General features: G+C 73.2%; 17 protein-coding genes. 4 read left to right on the top strand and 13 right to left on the bottom strand.

All coding sequences use genetic code 11. The features are described 5' to 3' along the window. Positions 1–14: 14 nt before the first annotated feature. From fxsT to fxsA, 4 genes are all read right to left on the bottom strand, one after another. Entirely contained in the window at positions 15–3,956 is a 3,942-nt protein-coding gene (gene fxsT / locus OG764_RS27505) for an FxSxx-COOH system tetratricopeptide repeat protein (protein WP_328971108.1), read from the bottom strand. Continuing rightward, positions 3,940–5,349, bottom strand: coding sequence for a TIR-like protein FxsC (locus OG764_RS27500; RefSeq protein WP_328971107.1), 1,410 nt, complete (start codon positions 5,347–5,349; stop codon positions 3,940–3,942). The genes fxsT and OG764_RS27500 overlap by 17 nt, the downstream gene beginning before the upstream one ends. Before the next feature lie 154 nt (positions 5,350–5,503). Further along, entirely contained in the window at positions 5,504–7,774 is a 2,271-nt protein-coding gene (gene fxsBH / locus OG764_RS27495; RefSeq protein WP_328971106.1) for a radical SAM/SPASM protein FxsBH, inactivated beta-hydroxylase extension form, read from the bottom strand. A gap of 29 nt (positions 7,775–7,803) precedes the next feature. Next, complete coding sequence (fxsA, locus tag OG764_RS27490; protein ID WP_443056249.1) at positions 7,804–7,935, bottom strand: FxSxx-COOH cyclophane-containing RiPP peptide; 132 nt, start codon at positions 7,933–7,935, stop codon at positions 7,804–7,806. A 222-nt stretch (positions 7,936–8,157) separates the two neighbouring features. Here fxsA and OG764_RS27485 point away from each other — a divergent pair, with 222 nt between their 5' ends. Beyond that, positions 8,158–9,051, top strand: a complete 894-nt coding sequence (locus tag OG764_RS27485) for a DUF4231 domain-containing protein (RefSeq protein WP_328971104.1) — start codon at positions 8,158–8,160, stop codon at positions 9,049–9,051. A gap of 20 nt (positions 9,052–9,071) precedes the next feature. Here OG764_RS27485 and OG764_RS27480 read toward each other — a convergent pair whose 3' ends face one another. The 4 genes from OG764_RS27480 to OG764_RS27465 all read right to left on the bottom strand — a co-directional run bounded on the left by OG764_RS27480 (position 9,072) and on the right by OG764_RS27465 (position 12,883). Beyond that, complete coding sequence (locus OG764_RS27480; RefSeq protein ID WP_328971103.1) at positions 9,072–9,551, bottom strand: hypothetical protein; 480 nt, start codon at positions 9,549–9,551, stop codon at positions 9,072–9,074. Positions 9,552–9,711: 160 nt separating this feature from the next. Then, entirely contained in the window at positions 9,712–10,599 is an 888-nt protein-coding gene (locus OG764_RS27475) for a S1 family peptidase (RefSeq protein ID WP_328971102.1), read from the bottom strand. Positions 10,600–10,665: 66 nt separating this feature from the next. Next, positions 10,666–11,514, bottom strand: a complete 849-nt coding sequence (locus tag OG764_RS27470; RefSeq protein ID WP_328971101.1) for a DUF1684 domain-containing protein — start codon at positions 11,512–11,514, stop codon at positions 10,666–10,668. 208 nt (positions 11,515–11,722) lie between these two features. Then, positions 11,723–12,883, bottom strand: a complete 1,161-nt coding sequence (locus tag OG764_RS27465; protein ID WP_328971100.1) for a DUF5685 family protein — start codon at positions 12,881–12,883, stop codon at positions 11,723–11,725. A gap of 279 nt (positions 12,884–13,162) precedes the next feature. Between OG764_RS27465 and OG764_RS27460 the strand changes: the two genes are divergently transcribed. Then, entirely contained in the window at positions 13,163–13,606 is a 444-nt protein-coding gene (locus OG764_RS27460; RefSeq protein ID WP_328971099.1) for a cell division protein SepF, read from the top strand. Positions 13,607–13,615: 9 nt separating this feature from the next. On the opposite strand, the gene OG764_RS27455 is transcribed toward OG764_RS27460, so the two are convergent. After that, positions 13,616–14,785, bottom strand: coding sequence for an acyl-CoA dehydrogenase family protein (locus OG764_RS27455; protein WP_328973199.1), 1,170 nt, complete (start codon positions 14,783–14,785; stop codon positions 13,616–13,618). A gap of 85 nt (positions 14,786–14,870) precedes the next feature. Continuing rightward, positions 14,871–16,646: an MFS transporter gene (locus OG764_RS27450; RefSeq protein ID WP_328971098.1), complete on the bottom strand. Its 1,776-nt coding sequence runs from the start codon at positions 16,644–16,646 to the stop codon at positions 14,871–14,873. 253 nt (positions 16,647–16,899) lie between these two features. Between OG764_RS27450 and OG764_RS27445 the strand changes: the two genes are divergently transcribed. Together OG764_RS27445 and OG764_RS27440 are read left to right on the top strand one after the other, a co-directional pair. Then, complete coding sequence (locus OG764_RS27445; protein ID WP_443056068.1) at positions 16,900–18,060, top strand: hypothetical protein; 1,161 nt, start codon at positions 16,900–16,902, stop codon at positions 18,058–18,060. Between the two features lie 262 nt (positions 18,061–18,322). After that, complete coding sequence (locus OG764_RS27440) at positions 18,323–19,378, top strand: phosphatase PAP2 family protein (protein ID WP_328971096.1); 1,056 nt, start codon at positions 18,323–18,325, stop codon at positions 19,376–19,378. A 417-nt stretch (positions 19,379–19,795) separates the two neighbouring features. On the opposite strand, the gene OG764_RS27435 is transcribed toward OG764_RS27440, so the two are convergent. The 3 genes from OG764_RS27435 to OG764_RS27425 all read right to left on the bottom strand — a co-directional run bounded on the left by OG764_RS27435 (position 19,796) and on the right by OG764_RS27425 (position 22,636). After that, positions 19,796–20,779 carry a helix-turn-helix transcriptional regulator gene (locus OG764_RS27435; RefSeq protein WP_328971095.1) on the bottom strand — a complete coding sequence of 328 codons (984 nt, stop codon included), beginning with the start codon at positions 20,777–20,779 and terminating at the stop codon, positions 19,796–19,798. A gap of 62 nt (positions 20,780–20,841) precedes the next feature. Continuing rightward, positions 20,842–22,137 carry an ABC transporter substrate-binding protein gene (locus OG764_RS27430; protein WP_328971094.1) on the bottom strand — a complete coding sequence of 432 codons (1,296 nt, stop codon included), beginning with the start codon at positions 22,135–22,137 and terminating at the stop codon, positions 20,842–20,844. Then, entirely contained in the window at positions 22,115–22,636 is a 522-nt protein-coding gene (locus tag OG764_RS27425; protein WP_328973198.1) for a hypothetical protein, read from the bottom strand. The genes OG764_RS27430 and OG764_RS27425 overlap by 23 nt, the downstream gene beginning before the upstream one ends. Positions 22,637–22,639 lie beyond the last annotated feature (3 nt).

The following is a 22,639-nucleotide window of genomic DNA, read 5'->3' as shown; positions in this document are numbered from 1 at the left end:
GTGGCCCGCTCCCCTCACACCGCCAGCGGCTCCAGGTCCCGGTGCACCCGCCGCTCCTCGCGCGCGTACCGGGTCAGGCCGTGGTCCTCGCCGAGCAGCCGCTGGAGCTCCGCGATCGTCTCGTGGCGCAGCCGGGCCGCCTCCTCCTTGCGCCCGATCCGGTCCAGGCTCACCGCCATGTTCGAGGAGCAGGCCAGCGTCTCCGGGTGGTGGACCCCGAGCACCTCGCGCAGCCGTGCGGCCGCCGCCCGCTCGATCTGCAGCGCGCCCGCCGGATCGCCCAGGTCGGCGTGGGCGTTGGCCAGGTTGAGGGTGGCGAAGATGGTGTGCGGGTGGTCGTCGCCGAGCACCTCGCGCATCACCCGGATCGCGCCCTGGAGCATCGGCTCCGCCGTCTGCGGCGCGCCGACGCCCCAGTGGAAGACCGCCAGGTTGTTGATCGCGGCCAGGGTGTACGGGTGCCGCTCCCCCGGCACCTTCATGTACTCGTCCACGACCTCCTGGGCGATGTCCCGCGCCGCGAGCGGGTCCCCGGTGGCGAACAGGTCCGCGGCCAGGTTCAGGTCGCAGGCCAGCAGGTCCGGGTTGACCGAGGTGTACTTGGCCCGGTAGCGGTTGCGGGTGGCCGTGGTCAGCCGCAGCGCGTCCTCCAGCTGCCCGGCCCGGCGCAGCGAGACCGCGAGGTTCTTCGCGGCGGACAGGGTGCCGGGGAAGGTCCGGCCCAGGGTCCGCTTGTACGCGTCGTACGCCCGGCTCAGCAGCTGCACCGAGTCCTCGTACCGGCCGACCTCCCGCAGGTCGCGGGCGAGGTTCTGGGCCGAGGAGAGGGTGTACGGGTGCTCCGGGCCGAGCACCTCGGTGCGCCGGTCGAAGACCTCCTGGTCGATCTCGCGGGCCCGGGCGTACTGGCCGACCATGCGCAGGTTCAGCGCGAGGTTGTTGGCCGCCGCCAGGGTGCGGGGGTGCGCCTCGTGGAAGATCTGGCTGAAGCCCTCGTGCGCCTCGGTGGCCAGTTCCATGGCCTTGCCGTACTGGCCGAGCGCGCCGAGGTTCATGGCCAGGCCGCTGGTGGTCATGTACGTGTGCGGGTGGGAGGCGCCGAGCGCGTTCCGCTGGCGCTCCAGGGTGACCTCGTCCAGCTCCTTCGCCTCCACGTAACGGCCCTGCGAGCGCAGGATGTTGGAGAGGTGGAAGCGCAGGTAGAGGTACTGGAGGTCGCTGTCGCCGAGGGTCTCCTTCCACGCTTCGCGCAGCTCGCTGCCGAGCTGGTAGGCCGCCTTGAAGTCGCCGCGCTTCCACAGGTAGCGGACCCGGTCGATGAGCAGTCGGCGGGTCTCGGGCTCCCGGCAGAGCCGGGCCTCCGACGGGGGCAGGTGCGGCCAGATGGTGTTGAACCGCGGCCAGGTCTCCGGGTTGTCTATCGGCTCGTCGTCGTCGGGCCGGGCCCCGGCCAGCACCCGGTGCACGGCGTGCCGGGCCTCGCGCTGCTCCTCCTCGCTGAGCTGGGCACGGATGACGGCCTGCACCAGGCGGTGCACCTGGATGCTGTTGCTGACCTGGTCGACCTTGGCGAGCGCGAACCGGCCGATCTCGCGGATGACCCGGCCCAGCACCAGCTTCTCCTGGAGCGAGGGGTCGTACGGCTTGAGGGCGTCGATCATCTCCTTGCTGTAGAGGAGGTTCGCGGAGATCGGCTCGGGCGCGAAGAAGGCGCACAGCTGGAGCAGCCGGACGGCGGCGGGCGAGCGGCTCTGGAGCCGTTCGATGGAGACGTTCCAGGTGGCCGCGACCGGCTCCGGGTAGCCGGCCGGCTGGTTGAGGCCGAGCACCCGGGCGGCCTGCTGGGCGAGCTGTTCCAGGTACGAGCCGACGGGGGTGGCGGTCTCGGCGATCCAGGCGCCGGCCTGCTCGACGGCCAGCGGCAGGTCGCCGACGGCGGTGGCGACCTGGTCGGCGTCCTCCGGGGTGAGCCCGGGGGCGCGCCGCTGGAGGTGCTCGATGGACTCCTCGCGCAGGAAGACGTCGACGGGCAGGGCGTCGCCGTACTGGGACCAGCTCTGGTTGCGGGAGGTCACCAGCACGTGGCCGGGCCCGCCCGGCGGGAAGAACCGCTTGAGGGTCTCGGGGTCGTCGGCGTTGTCGAAGACGAGCAGCCAGCGGGAGGTGGGCACCCCGCGCCGCAGCAGGTCGATGGCCTCCTGGGAGGCGGCCGCCATGTCCTCGCCGGTCTGCGCGCCGAGCCGGACGGCGAGTTCGGCGAGCCCCGCGACCACGTCGTCGGTCTGCTCGGAGGAGATCCACCAGACCAGGTCGTAGTCGGCCATGAACCGGTGCACGTACTCCAGGGCCACCTGGGTCTTGCCGACGCCGCCGAGCCCGAAGAGGGTCTGCGGCTGCGGCAGCACCACGGAGATCCCGCCGCCGAGCTGGTCGCGCATCCGCTCCAGCACGATGGAGCGGCCGGTGAAGCCGGTGTTGCGGGGCGGCGCGTTCCAGATCTTGGGGACGGTGCCGGGGAACCGCGGCCCGGGCGAGGCCGCCTCGGGCAGCTGGACGGGCCGCTCCAGCGCGCGCAGCAGGGCGGCGGTGGCGTGGTGCTCGTCGAGCCGGAACAGGTCGATCGGGTTGCGGTCGATGTACGGGGTGCTCAGCCGTACGTCGCCCACGCGCAGCGCGACCAGGTTGCGCCGGCCCCCGGTGGGGTCCTCGGCGGCGGCCCGCTCCCACACGTCCACCGCCCGGGCGGACTTGAGGTAGGCGCTGGAGAGCAGCACCACCGTGCGGGCCGGGCTGTCGGTGGAGATGCCGGCGCCGAGGGTGTCGCCGGGGCGGGGCTCGGCGGAGACGTCCTTGGGCACGACCCGGAAGCCGGCCCGGGTGAGGACGGACTCGATCCAGTCGGCCCACATGCGGTTCTCGGCGACGTACGAGAGGAAGAGGTCGGCGGGCAGGGCGGGGCGGCGGCGGGTGAAGGCGTCGCGGATCCGCAGCCTGATCTCCTCGCGGATGGCGGGCATCGAGGTGACCTCGCCCTCGGAGACCACGGCGGTGAGCCGTTCGAAGGCGGAGAGCAGGGAGTTGGTGAGCCCGGCCTCGTCCCCGAAGGTGGCGAGGGTCTCCTCGTAGGCGTAGTAGGGCCGGTACGGGATCTCCACGGCGCCCCAGTAGGCGGTGGCCTCGTCGCCCGCGAGGCCGCTGGGGAAGCGGTCGAACTTGATGCGGGCCAGCGCCCGTCCGGCGTCGGCCTTCTCCTTCTCGCCCTCGTCGATGCGCATCGGGACCGGGTAGATCTTGATGTCGCGGTCGCCGTAGCGCTCGTAGACCTGGCGGGCGACGGCGGCGGCGCCGTCGATGGACTGGTCGGAGAGGGTGAAGCAGTCCACGAGCACGTCGGGCAGGTGGAAGGTGCAGATGTCGGCGATGTCGCTGAGGCCGGTGCGGCTGTCGATGAGGACGTAGTCGTAGTTCGCCTTCATGTCCGCGCGCAGCGCGTCGAAGAAGAGGCCGCCGCCGAGCCGGTCGTAGAAGTTGTCCCAGTCGAAGGTGGAGACGGTGGCGGAGTACTCGCGGTTCTGGCGGCCGGCGGAGACGAAGTCGAGGGTGCCGCCGGAGGGGAACTCCCAGCCGAGGTTCTCCGGGGCGAGCGAGACCGCGTGCTGCTGGATCCGCGCGTAGTCGCGGTGCCAGTCGTCGGCCCGCTGCACCGGGCTGGTGGCCGCCCACGCGTACTCGGTGATCAGGTCGATGACGCCGGTGGTCGCGCCGAGCGTGGAGGGGTCGAGGAAGGGGTGGAAGAACCGGTGCAGGCCGGGGGCTTCCAGGTCCCAGTCGACGGCGAGGACGCGCTTGCCGTTGGCGGCGAGGACCCACGCGGTGTTGGCGAGGGCCATGGTGCGGCCGGTGCCGCCTTTGTACGAATAGAAGGTGACGATGCGTCCGTCACGACTCGCGGTCATCCGTGTCCTCCGCATCGGGGCCGAATTCGTCGTACTCGGGCAGCGCGTGCTCGTGGTGCGGTTTGTCGAAGCGGGAGCCGGCCGGGAAGGGGGCCGGGGGCGGCAGCGGCGGGCCGCCTGACATGCCCATGGGGCCGACCAGCCGGGGGCGTTCGCCGTGGCTGCCGCCGGCCGGCGGGTAGACCTGGGCGTGTCTGAGGAACTGCTGGGCCGCGGCCTCGACCACCTGCGGGAGTATCTGGCCGAGGGTCTCCATGTTGTTGACGCCGTTGGCGGCGGCCCGGCACGCGGCCCGGCCCTGGCTCATCTTGACCGGCATCGTCTCTTCCAGCCGGTGGGTCAACTCGCTCTCCTTCACGCGGCTCTGGTGGTCCAGCCGGTTCCACGGCACGACCACGCTCACCCAGGGCCGGGGGTCCTGGTCGAATGCGGCGAGGCGCTGCCTGCGCAGGTCGTCGGCCACCGCCCAGCGGTCGACGAGCAGGATCTCCGGGCGGGTCGGGGGCTGCTTGCTGTCGAAGTGGCCGGCCTCGTCGTCGAAGGAGGCCAGGATCGTCCGGTAGTTCAGGGAGCGCACCAGGTCCTCCGCGACGGCGGCGACGGGCCGTCGGGAGTCCGGGTGGTACGGGTTCCAGTCGAGGGCGGAGTCCCCGTAGTAGTCGGCGCTGCGCCCGTCGGGGAGTTCGTGGCGGGTGCCGGCGGCGACGGTGATCTGCAGGGTGCGGGAGGCGAGTCCGGTGCCGCGGCGGCCGGCGCCGCCGCCGAAGGCGCTGGGGACCATCCGGTAGTCGACGGGCCGGCCGGCCTGGAGGCGGACCGATTCGGCGACGCGCACGATGCGCTTGGCGAGTTCGTAGACGGCCCGCTCGTACTGCTCGGCGTAGGAGCGGAGTTTGATGAGTCCGTACAGCCCGTCGGTGACGTAGCGGTCCCCGAAGGTGTTGTGGTTGAACTGCAGGCGTTCGGCCGGTCCGGGCAGCTGCGCCGGGGGCACCGGCACCCACAGGGCGGGCACGATCGCCTCGGTGGGCTGATTGCTCAGTGCGCCGTGGTGGATGGCGCGCTGCGCAAAGGCATACCACTCCTTTCCGCACATCTCGCTGGCGAAATAGCGCGGCGAGAACAGCGGAACGAAGACCAGGCACGAGGCGAGTGCCGATCCCAGGCGCTCCGACCAGCCTTCGCCGGAGCGTATCTCCCGGTCCATGAATCCCGCAGGGGCGCCGGCCGGGAGATCCGTCAGGGCCATCACGTGGCCGCAGAGATCCCTGAAGAGCCGTTCGACCCACATGTCGGGGTCGGGCCCACCGGCTCCGTACCTCGGCGTGTGCGCATAACTGAGAAAGAAGTACGGCTGCACTGATGAAGGCACACGACCCCCGTCCCGTGACAACTACTCACATCGGATGGAGCGAGGAAACATCATTCCGGATGCTTCCGCGCCACATCCCCCCAACCTTCAGTCAATCAACGCCTATTTTCAGTCACACCGGCAAGACCGTGGCGTGCGGTTCCGGGAAATTCCCGGGAATACCGGAGTGCCCCCTTCAAACCCCCGCGGCCTTGAGTTCCCAGTGCAGGTCTGCGACCAGCGCTTTGCCGGTGGTGGTGAGTTCGGCGGCGGCCGCGAGCCGGTCGAGCACCCGCAGGATGTCCTCGGCCTCCGCGCCGCCGTCGTCCATCGGGCCGCCCGGCCCGGCCCGCCGGCAGGCCTCGACCGCGACCCGCTCGTGGACGTCGGCCAGCAGCCGGGAGACCGGTACCGGATGACCGCGCCAGGGGGACGCGTGCAGCCACTCGCCGTCGAGCGCGTACAGGTCGGTGACCTCCGTCAGGGCCCGCAGTCGGGCCCGGCGCCGCCCGGTGAGCAGCGCCAGCGCGGTCTGCGGCACCCCGCCCGACCAGGGCACGCCCAGGGCGCCGGGGCCGTGCCGGCCGGCCTCGCCGCGGCCGGTGGTGCGCGGTCCGCCGGCGAGCGGGGTCAGGGTGGTGAGGCCGGTGGCGGCCTGCCGGGCCAGGTCGGGCACGGTGCGGTGCAGCAGGGTCCAGGCGGCGGCCAGCCGGTCCTGCCATTCGGCGGCCTCGCCGGCGCCGAGCCGCAGCCGCGGCGGCCGGGCGAAGCAGTTGCGGTGCGGGTCGAGGTCGTCCAGGACGGCGCCGGGCGCCTCGGGTCCGGCGCCGGGCCACACCCGTACGGGCTGCCAGCGCCGGTCCCCCTCGGATGGCCGGAAACGGTGCTCGGCCCGGCCCTCGCGGACCGCGAACCCGTCGTCGGCGGCGCGCAGCTCGGCCGACCCGTCGGTGCCGGGGCCGGCGGTGCGCAGCAGCCCGAGCGTCGGCAGGTACACCTGCCCGTCCCGGTAGGGCACCGGCACCCGGGCCGCCAGCCGGCCGCGCAGCACGGCCGCTGCGGCGAGCGCGGCCAGCCGCCGCCCCGCCGCGGGTCCGGCGGGCCGGCCCTGGCGTACGGCGTCGAGGGCGGCCAGCAGCCAGGTGCGCGTGTACGGGTGGTCCAGTACGGGGTCCAGGGCCCCGGCCGCGTGTCCGGCGGACTCGATCTCGGTGAGCAGTTCCCAGGACCGCTGCCAGGCGGGGCCGCCGGCGCCGGCCAGGTCCTCGTGCAGGCGGGCCAGGAGCATCCGGGTCAGCTGCTGCTGGGCGGCGTCCAGCTCCTCGGGTGCGGCGAGTTCGGCGGCGGTGCCGGTGCGGGCGGTGCGGCCGGCCACGCCGTCGACCAGCTCGCGCAGGTCGGCGCAGTAGACGGAGGGGTTGTCGAAGCCGGTCAGGGCCCGGTAGCGGTGGGTGTAGAGGCCACCGCCGCACGAGCGTACGACGGGGCAGGCGCGGCACTGCGCACTGACCCCGGCGAGGCCCAGCTGGCGGGCCCGTACCCCGGGGTGGGCGGCGACCTCGTCGAAGGCGTGCCGGAAGACGTCGAATCCGGTGGCGGCGGCGCCGTCGAAGGCGCTCTTGAGCGAGTCGACCTGTTCGAGGGTGCCGTCGGTCTCGACCACGATCAGGTCGGTGGGGGCCAGACCCAGGGATTCGGTGAGGCTGGGGCCGCCGCGCAGGGTGCTGAAGAGGGATTCGAAGATCCGGACGGGCACCGGGCGGCCGAGCCGCTCCCAGTGGTCGAAGACCCGCAGCAGCCAGCGGGCGTAGGCGTCGGGGGTGCCGTCGGGCCGGGGCGGCGGGGTCTCCCAGGTGGCGTGCGGGAGCAGGAAGTCGATGCGGGGCGGTTCGAGTGCGGTGAGGGCGTCGAGCACGGTCACCGGGTCGTTCTCGATGTCGACGGTGCAGAGCAGGCCCTGGAAGAGGTGGCGGTACTGCTCGCGGCGGAGCAGGTCGAGGGCCTTGAGGACCAGGGGGTGGCTGGTGCGGCCGTCCGCGAAGCGCCGGTGCCGGTCGTTCGCCGCACGGTCCCCGTCGAGGGAGACGCCGACCTTGACGCCGAATTCGGCGAACAGGTCCAGGTAGCGGCTGCCGAGCTGGAGGGCGTTGGTGTGGATCCGCAGGTCGAGGGCGGCGGTGCCGGCCAGGGCCCGGGTGAACTCCTCGCAGACGAAGCGGAGTCGGGCGGTCCCGGCAAGGAGCGGCTCCCCCCCGTGAAGAATCACGGTGACGGAGGGGAGCGCATGATCTCTCGCGTGTTCCGCGAGCCGGGCCGCGGTCTGCGCGACGACCTCTTCCGAGATCGTTTTCGGACGGGCCCGCCAGCTTTGGTCCGCGTGTTCGTAGACATAGCAATGATCACAAGCAAGATCGCATCTGCTGTGAACTTTCAGGACGATCTCGCGAAATGCGATCAGGCCGGTCATTCCACCAGTCTAGAGCGCGGACTTCGCTCTCAGAGCGCCGAGTTGAAGATCGCTTCCTCGACCGTGCGGCGCGTTTCGGACGGAAGCACCCGACTGAGGACGGCCGTGGCGGAACTGCTGCGGACGTCGATCTTGGCCAGGGGAACGCGACGGTTCTTCACTGCACTGGTCGAAGAGGTTGCAGAGGTCTTCACGGCCGTCCTTAGGGAATGGGCATGGAAATGACAACAGCGACGCGCTAGTGTCGGTGTGGACTTTACTCTTCAGGCCACTATTGGCAACCGAGACATGAGGCCAGGTCAAGCGTTCTATCGAAAGAGTGAGCACCAGAACAGCAGACTGGGGGGTTGGCTGTGGTGGACTTTTCCGGATCGCTGAACAGCATGACGTTTCGGCACGAAGATCTTCCGTCGCTTTTCCATCACGCCGACACCGCCGCGATCTCCCGCCAGCGGGAATCCACGCAGGCCACGCGCGCGCAGCTGTTCCTCCTCGTGCTCGCCGCGGCCCTGTCCGCACTGCCGGCCGTCCCCCTCGGTCCACTCCGGTTGTTCGGCACACTCAGCACTCTGGCGTATGCCGCGGTGCTCGGGATCGGCGTCCGCGCCACCCGGCGCCGGGCCCGCCCGCAGTGGCAACTCAACCGTTCCGCAGCCGAGTTCATCAAGTCGCTGGCATGGCGCTACGCCGTGCACGGCGCCCCCTTCGGCTCGGAGAGCGAGGATCCGGAAGGGTTGTACCGTACCCGGCTGGAGTCGGGGCTGAACGAGCTGAAGAAGATGGGCTGGACCGATCCGCGCGAGGCCGAGGGCTTCTCCCGCGGCGCCGAAATCACCGGCGCCATGCGGCAGTTGCGGGCCCGCGCCTACAGCGTCCGGCGCGAGACGTACGTACGGGACCGGCTCATCGAGCAGCGCAACTGGTACCGGCGGCGCGCCGAGGTGTCCCGGCGGGCGACCGCCCTGTGGTCCTGGACCATCGTGCTGCTCACCACCCTCGCCCTGCTCTTCGCCCTGCTCCGGGCCCTGGGTTCGGGTCCGGGCGCCGGCGTCGCCGGACTGCTGAGCGCGGCCGCCGCCGCGGGCATCGCGTGGAACGAGATGCGCCGCCACCACCCGCTGATCGAGGCGCACACCCTCGTCGAGCAGGACCTGGCGGCCATGATGGTGGTGATGCAGACGACCATCACCGAGAGCCAGTGGCCCTCCGCCGTCTACGAGACCGAGCGCTACGTCTCCCCCCAGCACACCGACTGGCTCGCCCGCCACAGCAGTTGACGCAGACCGGGATACGACGGTCAGTCGCGCAGCACCCCGTCCCGCCAGATGACCGTGACCGGTTTCCCGAGGGTGCGCGCGTACGCGACGATCTCCCCGGTGCCGCCGTGCCCGCGGGCGGGCTGCCCGTCCCAGACGGCCACCAGCCGGTCGCAGCTGTCCGCTATGAAGGTGCCGGCCGCGTAGTAGGCCTCGTCGGTCGCGTGACGGAAGCCCATCCGGACCTCCTGAGTGGCGCGGCCCAGGAGCATCCGGTAGCGGGCCAGGGATTCCGGGTCCGCGAAGTCCTGCTCGTAGTCCTCGCTGGGGATGACCACGGTGAGGTCGGCGCCGCATTCCAGGGCGATGTCGGCGAACAGCTGGTCGGCGCCGTCGGCGAGGCTCGACAGGGCCTCCAGCGGGCCCTCGTGGCCGCGCAGCAGGGTCCGCAGCCGCTCCCCGACGTGGGCGAGGAGCTCGGCCGGAATCGTCCGGTGCCCGGTCACCCCGATGCGTTTCATCCCGGCAGTCCCCCCGTCAGCCGCCCCCGCGCACGCACGCCCCCGGACATCCTCCCAGAAGGCGGGAGAACGTCCAGGGGCGCATGAGGGTGCGAGGGGCCGGAGGGCCGAACGCGCCGAGTGCGCCGGGGCGGGGCCCCGGGTCAGGGAGTGCCGTGGCTCAGTACACGCTCACCCCGTACGCGGCGAGCGCCTCGGTGACCGGCTGGAAGAAGGTGGTGCCGCCGAACGAGCAGTCACCGCTGCCGCCCGAGGTCAGGCCGACGGCCTGGCTGCCGGAGTAGAGGGACCCGCCGCTGTCGCCCGGTTCGGCGCAGACGTTGGTGCGGATCATCCCGTACACGACGTCGCCGCCGCCGTAGTTGACGGTGGCGTTGAGGCCCGTGACCCGGCCGCTGTGGGTGCCGGTGGTCGAGCCGCGCCGGGTCACCGACATGTTCACGGTCGCGTTCACGGCGCCGGTGATGTCCTGGCTGCCGACCGCGCCCGGGTGGGCCAGGGACGCGTTGTCGTAGCGGACCAGCCCGTAGTCGTTGCCGGGGAAGCTGGATCCGACGGTCGGCCCGATCGCGGTGGTGCGGGCCGAGCTGGTGTACCAGGTGCCGGCGCCGTCGGTGCAGTGACCGGCCGTCAGGAGGTAGTACGTGCTGCCGCTGCGGACGTTGAATCCGAGCGAGCAGCGCCAGCTGGAAGCGTAGATCGCGTCGCCTCCGGCCAGCAGCCGGGACAGCTTGCCGGGGATGCGCTCGATCCGCAGGGCGCCGGCGTCCGCGCCGGCCTCCCGCCGGATTCTGGCGAGTTCGGCCTTGGTCACGGTGGAGTCGGCGGCGACCACGAGGGTGCCGGTGGCGGGGTCGGTGTGCCAGGCGGTACCGCCGACGTCGGCCCGCAGGACCGAGGCTCCGACGGCGGCGAGCCGGTCGGCGGAGTAGCCGCCCCGGTCCGCGTCCGAGCCGGCGGCGCCGGCGGGGGTGGTCAGTGCGGCAACGGCGGCGACGGCGGCGCCGAGCGCCGCGAGCCGGGTGGGGGTGATGCGCTTGAGCCTCACTTGTCGTCCTCCCTGGGGGGATCGGGGGCCCGTGGTGGGGGTGCGCTGCTCGGGAGTGTTGCGGCGTCAGTTTTGCTCCGCAAGGGCGCCTTTCAGCCGTCGCTCGCCCGCGTCGACGGGGAACGGCAGGGTGTTCCCGGGCGGCGGGAACGGGCAGATGAAGTGGTCCGCGAAGGCGCAGGGCGGCAGCAGCGCCCGGTTGAAGTCGACGGTGACGGAGCCGGCGGCGTCGGGCGCGGCGGGCTTGAGGAAGCGGAAGCGATAGCTGGTGGAACCGCCGGTGGCGTCGCCGAACACCGCCCACAGCCCGCCGGTGTCCGCGTCCACGGCGACCTGGAGGGTGTGCTCGGTGCCCGCGTGGCGGAAGGTGAGCTCGCCGCCGAGGCCGAGCCCGCGCGAGCGGCCGTCCGCGTTCATCACCTCCACGGTCCGCTGCGCGTCGAACGGCCGGAACGTGCCGGTGAGGACCCAGTCCTTGCGGTGCGGGGTGGCCTCGATGCCCTGGAAGGCCGCGCGGGCCGGCGCCCGCGGGTCGAAGACCCGCACCCCCCACTGCCCTTCGCGGCGCAGCACCACCAGGTGGCGCTCGCCGTGCGCGAGGCGGGCGGCGGCGGCCGGGTGCCGGCCGGCGCCGAGCACGACCCCGACGTCCGCGCCTTCCGCGCCGTCAGCGTTGTCGAGGGGGCGGCCGTCCAGGGTGATGCCGTCGGCCGCGGCGGCGGTCACGGCCACGCCGCCGCCGGTCTCGGTCCACCGGCCCGGAACGGCCGGAAGGCGACCCTCCGGATAGTCGGCGAGCCAGTGGGTCGCGGTCAGCGAGAGCGGTCCGTAGGGGGCGGACACGGTGTCCACCCGCTGTTCGTGCCAGTGCTGCCAGGCGGTGTACGCGTCGCCGCCGTGGATGTCGTCGATCATGCCGGTCACATTTCCACACCGGCCGGTACAGGCATCCCGGAGTACGCCGTACGGGCTCGCGCCCGCTCCCGTACGGCAGCTGACCGGGCCTCAGGAGCGCCCGGACACCGGCTCGGCGTGTCGTTCGGCGCGGCGTGTCGTCCGGCGCCGTGCCGCGGCAGCCGGACCACGCGCACGTCCACGGCGGCCCGGGCGACCCGACCGGAGCTCAGCAGTTGCAGTCGCAGCAGCACCCGTCGCAGCAGCAGCCGTCGCAGTTGCAGTTGCAGTCGCCGCATCCGTCGCACCACGCGTCGCGCTTCTTGCGCGACCACGGGCCCTCGTGGTCCGTGCAGCACAGCCGGCACGTGCAGAACAGCCCGACCGCGACCGCGCAGCCTTCCAGCAGTCCGCGCCGCGGCTTCTGCGGCGGCGGCATCACCGGCGGCGGGCCGAAGCCCGGCCCCGAAGCGACCGTCGGACCCGCCTGGCCCCGCGGCCCGTCGGACCCCGCGGCGGCCGTGTGGGCGCACCCGGCCGTGCCGAAGGCGCGGTCCACCGAGGTGCGCAGTTCGTGGACGAGCAGCCGGTGGGCCAGTCCCGCGTCCGCGAACTCGGCGTCCTTGAGGGCGAGCCGGATGCCGTGCAGGGCGTCGTCGCACAGCCGCCGGGCCTCGGTGAGCGGGGTGCCGGTGGCGGTGAGGGGGTTCCAGGCGCCGGCCCGGGCGTCCGCCTCCCGGTCCTCGACGGCGTCGAGGAGGTGGGCGAGCCGCCCGAAGAGCCGGCCGGCCTCGGCGAGCGCGGCGGCGTTGCCGGGCCTGCCGGCGAGTTGCGCGGTATGCGCGAAGGCGGCCGCGGTCGCGGTCTCGGTGGGCTCGGTGACGGCGAGCACCGGGGTGCCGATCCCGGCCAGCACCTCGATGCCCGCCTGCCGGTCCACGGCGTCGACGAGGACCGCGGTGTCGAAGCCGAGGGAGGCGCCGGTGCGGGCCCCGGCCCGGTCCCAGGAGCGGGCGACCCGGCGGGCGGCCACCGCGAGGGGGGCGCGCGCCAACAGCCCGTCCCGGTCGGCGACGTGGTCCCGTACCTTCGCCGAGGCCAGCACCAGGGAGACGGCGGCCGCGAGCCGGGCGCCCTCGCCGCGGGCGACCGGGGCGCTGCGCATGCCGCGCAGCGGGCAGGGTCCGGCGGTGCGCCGGGTCCGCAGGTCCGGACCGGCCTGAGCCTCCGTCAGGACGGATACCAGCAGCCCGTCGTAGTTGGTGACGAGCCGGGCGAACTGGCCGTGGTCACCGCGAAGTGCCAGGCAGAGACCGCAGAGATGGGCCGTCCACTCGGCTTTGAAGCGTTCCCCGAGCCGGTGCGTGCAGGGCCTGACGATGCCGAACATTGCGCTCCCCCGTGTGTCGTGCGCGCGCGTGCGGGGCATCGTACCGAGGCTCCTCGTTCACCCGTACGCCCGCCTCATCACCCGCATGGAGCGATGCGTCGTATTTTCACTCAGTCAGCAGCCGTAGGCGTGCGGCACCTTGACGGTGCAGCGGATGTTCTGCACCAGAACCGTCACGAATCCTGTGCGCGGCGGCTATCCACTTGGCGCGCTGTCAGCATCATGGACGACCATAGGGAGTGCAGAACCAAGAACAGACCGCGGTGAAAGGAGGCGTCCATGGGTTCGGTGCGCAAGGCCAGTGCCTGGCTGGGTCTCGTCGAGGACAGCGACGACGAGCGGTACTACGACGACGAGTACGCGGAGGCTGCCCACGGCCCGCAGCAGCCCGAGGCGTGGGTGACCGACCCGCGGGTGCGGGTGGCGTCGGACTCCGCCGTCGTGCAGGGCCGCCGGATCGCCACGGTCACCCCGGACGGCTTCCGCGACGCCCGCGGGATCGGCGAGCTGTTCCGCGACGGCGTCCCGGTCATCGTCAACCTCTCCTCCATGGACCCGACCGACGCCAAGCGCGTGGTCGACTTCGCGGCCGGCCTCACCTTCGGTCTGCGCGGCTCGATCGAGCGGGTGGCGACCAGGGTCTTCCTGCTGACCCCGGCCGACACCCAGATCGTCAGCGAGAGCGGGCACCGCGGCCAGGACGGCTTCTTCAACCAGAGCTGAGCGGGGTGCTCACCGGAAGGCGTCGAGCCCGGTGAGTGCCTTGCCCAGCACCAGCTGGTGCATCTCGACGGTGCCCTCGTAGGTGAGGACCGATTCGAGGTTGGTCGCGTGCCGCATCACCGGGTACTCCAGGGAGATGCCGTTCGCGCCGAGGATGGTGCGCGCGGTGCGGCAGATCTCGATGGCCTCGCGCACGTTGTTGAGCTTGCCGAAGCTGACCTGCTCCGGCCGCAACCGTCCCGCGTCCATGCGCAGGCCCAGGTGGTGGGCCAGCAGGACGCCCTTGTGCAGTTCGAGCGCCATGTCCGCGAGCTTGGCCTGGGTCAGCTGGAAACCGCCGATCGGCCGGCCGAACTGCTCGCGCGTCTTCGCGTAGTCGAGCGCCGACTCGAAACTGGCGCGCGCCGCGCCCATCGAGCCCCACACGATCCCGTACCGGGCGTGGCTCAGGCAGCCGAGGGGGCCCTTGAGCCCGGTGACACCGGGGAGCACCGCGTCGGCGGGCAGCCGGACCTCGTCCATGACCAGCTCGCTGGTGACCGAGGCGCGCAGCGACCACTTGTGCTTGATCTCGGGCGCCGAGAAGCCGGGCGTGTCCGTGGGCACGGCGAAGCCGCGGATGCCCTCGTCGGTCTGGGCCCAGACCACGGCCACGGCGGCCACCGAGCCGTTGGTGATCCACATCTTGCGGCCCGTCAGCACCCAGTCGGTGCCGTCCTTCTTCGCGTACGTGCGCATGGCGGCGGGGTCCGAGCCGACGTCGGGCTCGGTGAGGCCGAAGCAGCCGATCAGCTCGCCGGCGGCCATGCCGGGCAGCCAGCGCTGCTTCTGCTCCTCGGATCCGTACCGGTGGATGGCGTACATGGCCAGCGAGCCCTGTACGGAGACCAGCGAGCGGATGCCGGAGTCGGCGGCCTCCAGCTCCAGGCAGGCCAGGCCGTACTGGACGGCGCTCGCGCCGGCGCAGCCGTAGCCCTCCAGGGACATGCCGAGGGCGCCGAGGGCGCCGAGCTCGCGGGCCAGTTCGCGGATCGGCAGCTCGCCGGTCTCGTACCAGCCGGCGATGTGCGGGAGCACGCGGTCGGCGGCCCAGCCGCGCACGGTGTCGCGGACCGCGAGGTCCTCGGGGCTGAGCAGGTCGTCGAGGCCGAGCGGATCGGCGGGTACGAAAGCCGGCATGGACGATGAAGACACGGCGGGGCCTCCCGGCGGCACACGAAAACTAGCAGTGTAAGTTTCCAGGTTTCGGTGCCGACGTTACGGCTCAGTGTGCCGCGCGTCCAGAGCGGGCCGGCTCGGCCGGACCGCGGCGTGCCGGGGCCGGCACCTTGACCCGCCGACCGGGCTGACCGGACGGGCCGGCCGACCCGGCTGCGGCGCCGCCACCGGCCGCCGGGCCCGCGCCGACGCCGGCCGGGGACTGCGCGGGCAGTGCGACCGCACCGCACTGCCCGGCCGTGCCCTCCGGCCCGTCCTGCGCCTGGGCGCAGTCCATGGTGCGGGGCAGCCGCAGGGCGGCGGCCGCACCGAGCAGCAGCAGTGCGGCGCTGACCAGCAGGGTCACGTGCAGACCCTGCACGAAGGCGTGACGGGCCGCGCTGTGGAGCGATTCACCCGCGGCGCCGCCGAGCCCGGCGGCGATCTCGTACGCCTCGCCGAGCGAGTGCGCGGCGCCGGCGCTGTCGGCGGCCGAGACCCCGGGAACGTCCCGCAGACCGGGCGCGTAGGCGGCGTTCATGACACTGCCGAGCAGCGCGATGCCCATGCCCGCGCCGAGCTGGTACGAGGTCTCGCCGATGGCCGCGGCGCCGCCCGCCTGCTGGGCGGGGGCCTCGCTGAGCATGGACTCGTAGGCGCCGAAGAGGGTGGTCTGGAGGCCGAAGCCGAGCAGCACGAAGCCGACGGTGAGCAGCAGCGGCCGGTCGTGCTGGCCCATCAGGGTCAGCAGCAGGACGGCGAGCGCGGTGAGGGCGAAGCCGAGGGAGACCATCAGCCGGGGGCCGACCCGGTGCAGCGTCCACGAGCCGAGGACGCCGGCGGCCATGGCCGCGAAGGTGAGCGGCAGCAGCCGCAGGCCGGTCTGGAGAGGGCTCAGGCCGAGCACCAGCTGGAGGTACTGGACGGCGATGAGCTCCAGGCCGACCAGGGCCAGCATGGCGAGGACGATGCAGCCGACGGAGGTGGAGAAGGTGACGCGGGCGAACATCCCGATGTCGACGAGCGGGTGCGCGCGCCGCTTCTGCCGGCGCACGAAGAGCACCAGCAGCAGGGCGCCGAGCAGCAGCGGGACTAGGGCCTGCGCACCGAGGAGGCTCTGGTCGGCGCCTGCCCGCTTGACTCCGAGGACCACGCCGAGGATGCCGGCGGCCGCCGTGAGCGCGCCCAGCACGTCCCAGGGTCCGTCGGTGGAGCCGCGCGATTCGGACAGCAGCCAGCGGGCGGCCGGCAGCAGGAGCGCCATCAGCGGGATGTTGATGAGGAAGACGGAGCCCCACCAGAAGTTCTCGACGAGGAAGCCGCCGAGGACCGGTCCGGTGGCCGCGCCGACCGCGGCGACCGCGGTCCAGACGCCGATGGCGACCGCGCGTTCGCGGCGGTCGGGAAAGACCTGCCGGATGATCGACAGGGTGGCGGGCATGATCATCGCCCCGCCGATGCCGAGCAGCACCCGGGCGGCGATCAGCACCTGCGCGTCGGTCGCGAAGGCGGCGATGGCGGAGGCCGCGCCGAACAGGCCGTAGCCGAGGAGCAGGATCCGGCGGCGGCCGACCCGGTCGCCGAGGGTGCCGAAGAGGATCAGCAGCGAGGCGCAGACCAGGGGGTAGGCGTCGACGATCCACAGCAGCTCGATGGAGCCGGGGCGCAGGTCGGCGGTGACCGCCGGGACGGCGACGTGGAGGATCGTGGCGTCGAGGGCGACGAGGAGGAGGCTGACGCACAGGACGATCAGGACGACCCAGCGGTTGGCTCCGCCGGCGGCGTCGTTCAGCCGCTGCCAGGGGGTGCTCCGACGGGTTCCGGCCGTGTTCGTCCCTGACATGTACGTACCTCCCAAGTGATCCCTCGCACTCGGCGGACCAGCGTTGACGTTGTGCCGCCCGGGGAAGTCGGCGGCGTCCTGCGGGGTCCGGCACCGGCACGCGAGGAACCGTCAGCGTACGCGAGTTCGCCTGTGGTTCACGTGGTCAAGCTCTCACGCTTGTGACAGCCGGGGTGTGGCGTACGCCACTGCCCTCCCGGCGCGTACACGCCTGGTCACGGCCCGTGTTCCCGCTGTGCGGCCACCGATAATCATGCCCGTGACCGATCTCGCCCGACCCGCATCGCCGCACCCGCCGCCGGCCTCCGCCCCGCCCTCCCTGCGCCGGGCGGCCCCCGCCCTGCTGGGCTTCGCCGCCGTCCGCGCGCTCGGCCTCGCCGTGCTGGCCGGGTGGAGCGCGGCCGCCGGCAGCAGTGCGCACACCCTCCTCTCGGCCCGCTGGGACTCGCTCTGGTACGCCCGGGTGGCGGGCGGCGGCTACGGGTACGAGGTGGCGCTCCCCAACGGGGACGTGCACTCGAACCTGGCCTTCTTCCCGCTGCTGCCCTGGCTGGAGCGGGCGGTGTCGGCGGTGACCGGGCTGTCGTACGGGTCCGCGGGGCTGGTCGTCGCGTGGACCGCCTCGCTGGCGGCGGCCTGGGGCGTCTTCGCGGTGGCCGACCTCCTGTGGGGGCGGCGGGCCGGTGTGATGGCGGCGGTGGTCTGGGCGGCACTGCCGGTCGGCATCGTGCAGTCGATGGCGTACAGCGAGTCGCTGTTCACGGCGCTGGCGGCCTGGTCGCTGTACTGCGCGCTGACCGGGCGCTGGGTGGCGGCGGGCCTGCTGGCCTCGGCGGCCGGGCTGACCCGGCCGGTGGGCGCGGCCGTGGTGGCCGCGGTCTGGGTGGCGGCCCTGCTCGCCCGGCGGCGCGGGGAGCGGTCGCGGCGGCAGTTCGCCGGCATGCTGCTGGCGCCGCTCGGGGCGGCCGGGTACGTGCTGTGGGTGGGGGCGCGCACCGGGGACGGGGTGCTGGGCTACCTGGACGTGCAGGCCGGCTGGGGCAACGGCTTCGACGGCGGCTGGGCGTTCGCCCGGTTCATCGGCGGCAAGCTGGCGTCGCCGGCCTTCGCGGCCGGGCTGGGGCTGATCGCCGGGGTGCTTCTGGTGCTGTGGGTGTACCGGCTGTGCCTGCGGCAGCGGCAGCCGGCGGCGCTGCTGGTGTACGCCGGGGTCGTGGTGGCGCTGGCGCTGTGCGCGTCGGGCTACTTCGGGTCGAAGCCGCGGCTGCTGCTGCCGGCGTTCCCGCTGGTGTTCCCGGCGGCGGTGGCGCTGGCGCGGTGGCGGACCGGGCGGGCGGCTGGCGTGCTGGCGGCCGTCGCGGCGGCGTCGGCGGCGTACGGGGCGTTCTGGCTGAACGGCTCGGGGCCCCCGTAGGCCGGCACGGCCGTCGCGGCGGGCCGACCGCCTTGCATAACGGAGCGATGAATTCCGAATATGACCGGTAAAGACATTTCCGGGATCCATTAAAGTCCGTGTAAGTCTTCTCGGGAATTCTCGAACCTTGGTTCACGATGGACCGGAGATCTCTCGGATTATCGGGAATAAGCCCCCCGTGAGACCTACTCCACATCACATGGTCATCACAAACCCAGCGATTCGTCCGGGTCGTGCACGCCCGCGCGGTAACGTCGATTGAGTGCGTACCGACCAAATCTTCACCCGTCTGGAGCGGGTCTTCGCCCGCCTGGACCGTGAACCCGAACGACCGGCTCATCTGCAAGTACCGCGGATGAGCCGGCACCGCGTGGTGCTCTTCGGCGCCACGCTCGCGTTCTATCTCGCGATCATCGTCGCCGTGCTGACCACCTCGTGGCTGGTGCGGCTGGACTGGCAGATCATGTTCTGGCGGCCGTACGAGCAGTGGCCCGAACTGCACGCCTTCCTCGACTACCTCGTCGTGCTCGGCCAGCGCGGACCCACCGCGGTGATGGTCGCCGCCTGGCTCGGCTGGCGCTCCTGGCGCCAGCACACCCTGCGCCCGCTGATCACCCTCGGCGTCGCACTGCTCCTCCTCAACGCCACCGTCGGCGCGGTCAAGCTCGGTCTGGGACGGCTCGGTCCGCACTACGCCACCCAGATCGGCTCGGCCGAACTCTTCGCGGGCGGCGATATATTTCCTTCCGGCCACACCGCCAACGCCGTCGTGACCTGGGGCATCCTCGCCTACCTGGCCTCGACCGTCCGCACCCGGCGCAACCTGTCGGTGCTCTCGGCGGTCGTCGCGCTCAGCGTCGGCGCCACCACGGTCTACCTCGGCACCCACTGGGTCAGCGACGTGCTGCTGGGCTGGGCCGCCGGGCTGCTGATCCTGCTCGCGCTGCCCTGGTTCGAGCCGGCGATCGCCCGCGCCGAAGCCCTCGTCTTCGACGTACGCGACCTGCTGCGCAGCCGCACGGCCCGCGGCTCCGGCGCGCCGGTCCCGGCCGGGGCGTTCGCGGCCCGCGCGAAGGTCCTCGCCCAGCGGGTCGCCGTGCCCGCCGAGGACGAGGCCGCCGGTCTGCAGCCCGCGGCCGCCACGGCCGGCCACGCGCCGGCCGGCCGCCCCGGCCCGCACCTCACCCCGCACCTCGCCGCCCGGCCGCACCTCATCCGCTCCGAGCGGACCCCGGTGACCCCGGCCGGCAGCCGCCGCCCGGTGCACGCCGAGCGCGCCGCCCGCAATCCCGCGGCCCGCCCCGTCACCGGCGGCTGAGCCGGCACCTCCGCGGGGACGGTACGCACACCTCCCCCGCCCCACCGCCGCGGTCCGGATCATCCCGGCCGCGGCGGCCGTGCGTCCGGCGGCCGGGTCCGGAGGTTCGGTGGAGCCTGGCGTTCGACGGGGCCGGGGGCCGCGCCGACCCGGCCGAACCGCCACGGCGGGGAACCCACTCGGACTTTGGTCCATCCCGGGTCACGCTTGTGTCACAGATCATCAACAGGCGTTTGCCCGTGGCGATTCACTCGTCCCGGCTGTTTCCCGGGGTGCGGCAATTCCCGCTCCGGGAGCCCCGGCCCGGTTTCCGCCGGCTGCCGGATATCCCGCGGCACGCCGTCCTTTACCGGCGCGGCCATTCCCCCGGCCGTCGGGCCTGGGGAACTGACGGGCCATGAAAGTGCCACCATTCCTTCACAGGATCCCCGGGTCGGGTGTCCGCTGCACCGCCCGCCCGAGCAGATCCCGCACGGCGGCGATCCGTTCCGTCAGTTCGGCCGGCTCCAGCACCTCGAACTCGTAGCCGGCCAGCATGATGTGGATGACCAGCACATCGAGGCTGACCGCGCCGGTGCGCAGCAGACAGGAATGCGCGTCCACGGGCTCGATGACCCCGTCCGAGGGGCCGATGGTCTGCGCGGCCGTCTCGGCCGGCACGAGCAGCCGCACCACGGCCCGGGCGGCGTACGCGCGGTGCGAGACACCCCGGGAGACGTACGCGGCGAGGTCCTCGGCGGGCGGCCGGCGCGGGGCGAAGCGGGGGCCGTGCGGGGGTCGCGGCTCGATCCGGTCGGCCCGGAACGTCCGCCAGTCCGCCCGGTCCAGGTCCCAGGCGACCAGGTACCAGCGGTGCTCGGTGCACACCAGCCGGTGCGGCTCCGCGCTCCGCCGGGTCGCGGCGCCCTCGTGGTCTCGGTAGTCGAAGCGCAGCCGCTCGCCGTCCCGGCACACGGCCGCGAGCTCGGTCAGCACGGAGGGGTCCACGGTGGAGCGCTGCCGGCCGCGCAGCATGGGCACGGTGAACTCGTTGAGGGCCGACACCCGGCGGCGCAGCCTGCCGGGCAGCACCTGCTCCAGCTTGGCCAGGGCCCGCACGGAGGCTTCGCCGATGCCCTCGACGCCGTTGCCCGCGGCCGTGCGCAGGCCGACCGCGACGGCGACGGCCTCGTCGTCGTCGAGGAGCAGCGGGGGCAGTTCGGCGCCCGCTCCGAGCTGGTAGCCGCCGCCGGTGCCGGGGCTGGCGTTGACCGGGTAGCCGAGTTCGCGCAGCCGGTCCACGTCCCGGCGGACCGTGCGCGGGGTGACGCCGAGGCGGTCCGCGAGGTCGGCACCGGTCCATTCGCGGTGGGCCTGCAACAGGGAGAGCAGGCGCAGCAGTCGTGCGGAGGTCTCGAGCATGACCCGAGTCTGCCAGCGGTGCCCGGCGGGCCGCCGGGGCGGAGGGGCGGCGGCGGGCGGGCTCAGGGTCGGTGCGGCAGCAGTGGTACGTCGAGGCAGTTGGCGGTCATCTCGCCGCCCTGGCCGGTCCAGCCGTGCGCGTCCTGCCAGCGGGCCACGGACAGGCAGGCCCGGTGCGTCCGCGGGGGCCGGGCGGCGGGCCGGAAGGAGACCGGGAGCAGCAGCCCGGCCGCGGTGTAGGGCTCGGCGCGGTTCAGGAAGCGTTCGACACACGGACGAGTGAGGTCGCCGCGGCAGGACCGGGCGGCGTCGGTGAACCACATGGCGGCGGCCCAGCCCTCCAGCTGCCACTGGGACAGCGGCCGGCCGTGCAGGCGCGGCAGCATGGCGGCGCGGAAGGCGGCGACCGCCGGGTGGGAGGCGTCTGCGTGGTTGCGGCTGGAGCCGGTCACCCAGAGCGCGTTGCGGCAGTGCGGGGCGTCGGCGTACTCCTCGCGGACGGCGTCGTGCCAGTTCTGGACGTTGGTGACCTTGGCGGTGACGCGGACCCCGGCCCGGTCCATGGCCGCGCACAGGCGGGCGTTGCCGTGGCTGTCGAGGGCGTCGAAGACCACGTCGGTGCCGCGGGCCTTGAGGTCGGCGGCGACCGCGCCGAAGTTGGGCAGGGCGAAGTCGACCTGTTCCTGCGCCACCCGGTAGCCCTCGGCCGCCAGCCCACGGGTGAGCAGGCGGGCGTAGGAGGCGGAGGCGGCCTGGTTGTAGGAGACGACGGCCGCGGTGCGGGCGCCCCGGTGCAGGCGGAACCACCGGTAGACCTCGGTGCCCGCGTACAGGGTGCCGTCCCGGCCGGGGGCGCGGCCGTCGCGCGGGGCGTCGCTGCCGTAGATCCCGTACAGGTGCGGGTAGGTGTCGTAGGCCGTGCCGATGGGCTGGCCGCCGATGTCGGGGACGCCGGCGCGGCTGACGAGCGGGGCGCCCGCGTAGTCGAGGGCGGTGGTGGCGACGAGGGCGAACACCTTCTTCTCGTCGACGAGTTCGTGGACGCACGCGTTGTTGCCGACGCCGCTGCCGCCGTCGTCGCACGTGTGCACCTCGACGGGCCTGCCGTCGAGGCCGCCGCGGGCGTTCAGCGCGGCGAAGTAGGCCGCCGCGCCCTCGCCGGGGCCGGCGAAGGCGTCGCCGCCGACCGGACTGGTGGTGCTGGCGATGATCCCGATCCGTACGGGCGCGGTGCCCGGCGCGGTGGCGGTGGCGGGCCGGGCGGTGAAGTCGCTCTCGGGCAGCCGGCTGCCGCACGCGGCGCCCAGTGTCAGGAGCCCCGCGAGCAGCAGGCGTTCAGCAACCCGCCGGGACCGCATTGCCGCTGAGCCGGACCAGCGCGCAGAGCGTCTTCAACGAGACCTTCCAGACCTGGTCCTGGAAGACGGCGGTGCCCTTGGCCGCGGGCAGTGCGGGGGCGCCGCCGACGAGCAGGTCGTAGGTCACCCGGGCGTCGGTGGGCGAGGTGAAGGTGACGTCGGTGACCCGCGCCGAGGACGTGGCCGCGTTGGGGTCGGTGGCGAAGCCCTCGAGGAGCGGCCGCACCGTGTCGCCGTCCTCCAGCACCCTCGTCTTCTCGGCGGTGCTCGCCTTCGGGTCGAAGAACGTCGTCCAGTTCTTCTCGATCTCCGCCTTGGCCGCCGCCGGGTCGGCGGGCCCCGGCGCGCTGGCCGGTGCGGCCGGCGAGACGGACGCGGCGGGCGGCGACGTGGCGCCGCCGTCCCCCGAGTCGTCCGAGCAGCCCGCCGCTACGGGTGCGATCACGAGGACCGCGGCCGCCACCCAGGCGGCGGTACGCGGATGTCTGCCCAGGACCATCTG

It is taken from the genome of Streptomyces sp. NBC_00239 (assembly GCF_036194065.1).
GTDB lineage: Bacteria > Actinomycetota > Actinomycetes > Streptomycetales > Streptomycetaceae > Streptomyces.
The sequence above is the reverse complement of the archived record's forward strand: the minus strand, read 5'-3'. Positions and strand labels throughout refer to the sequence as shown.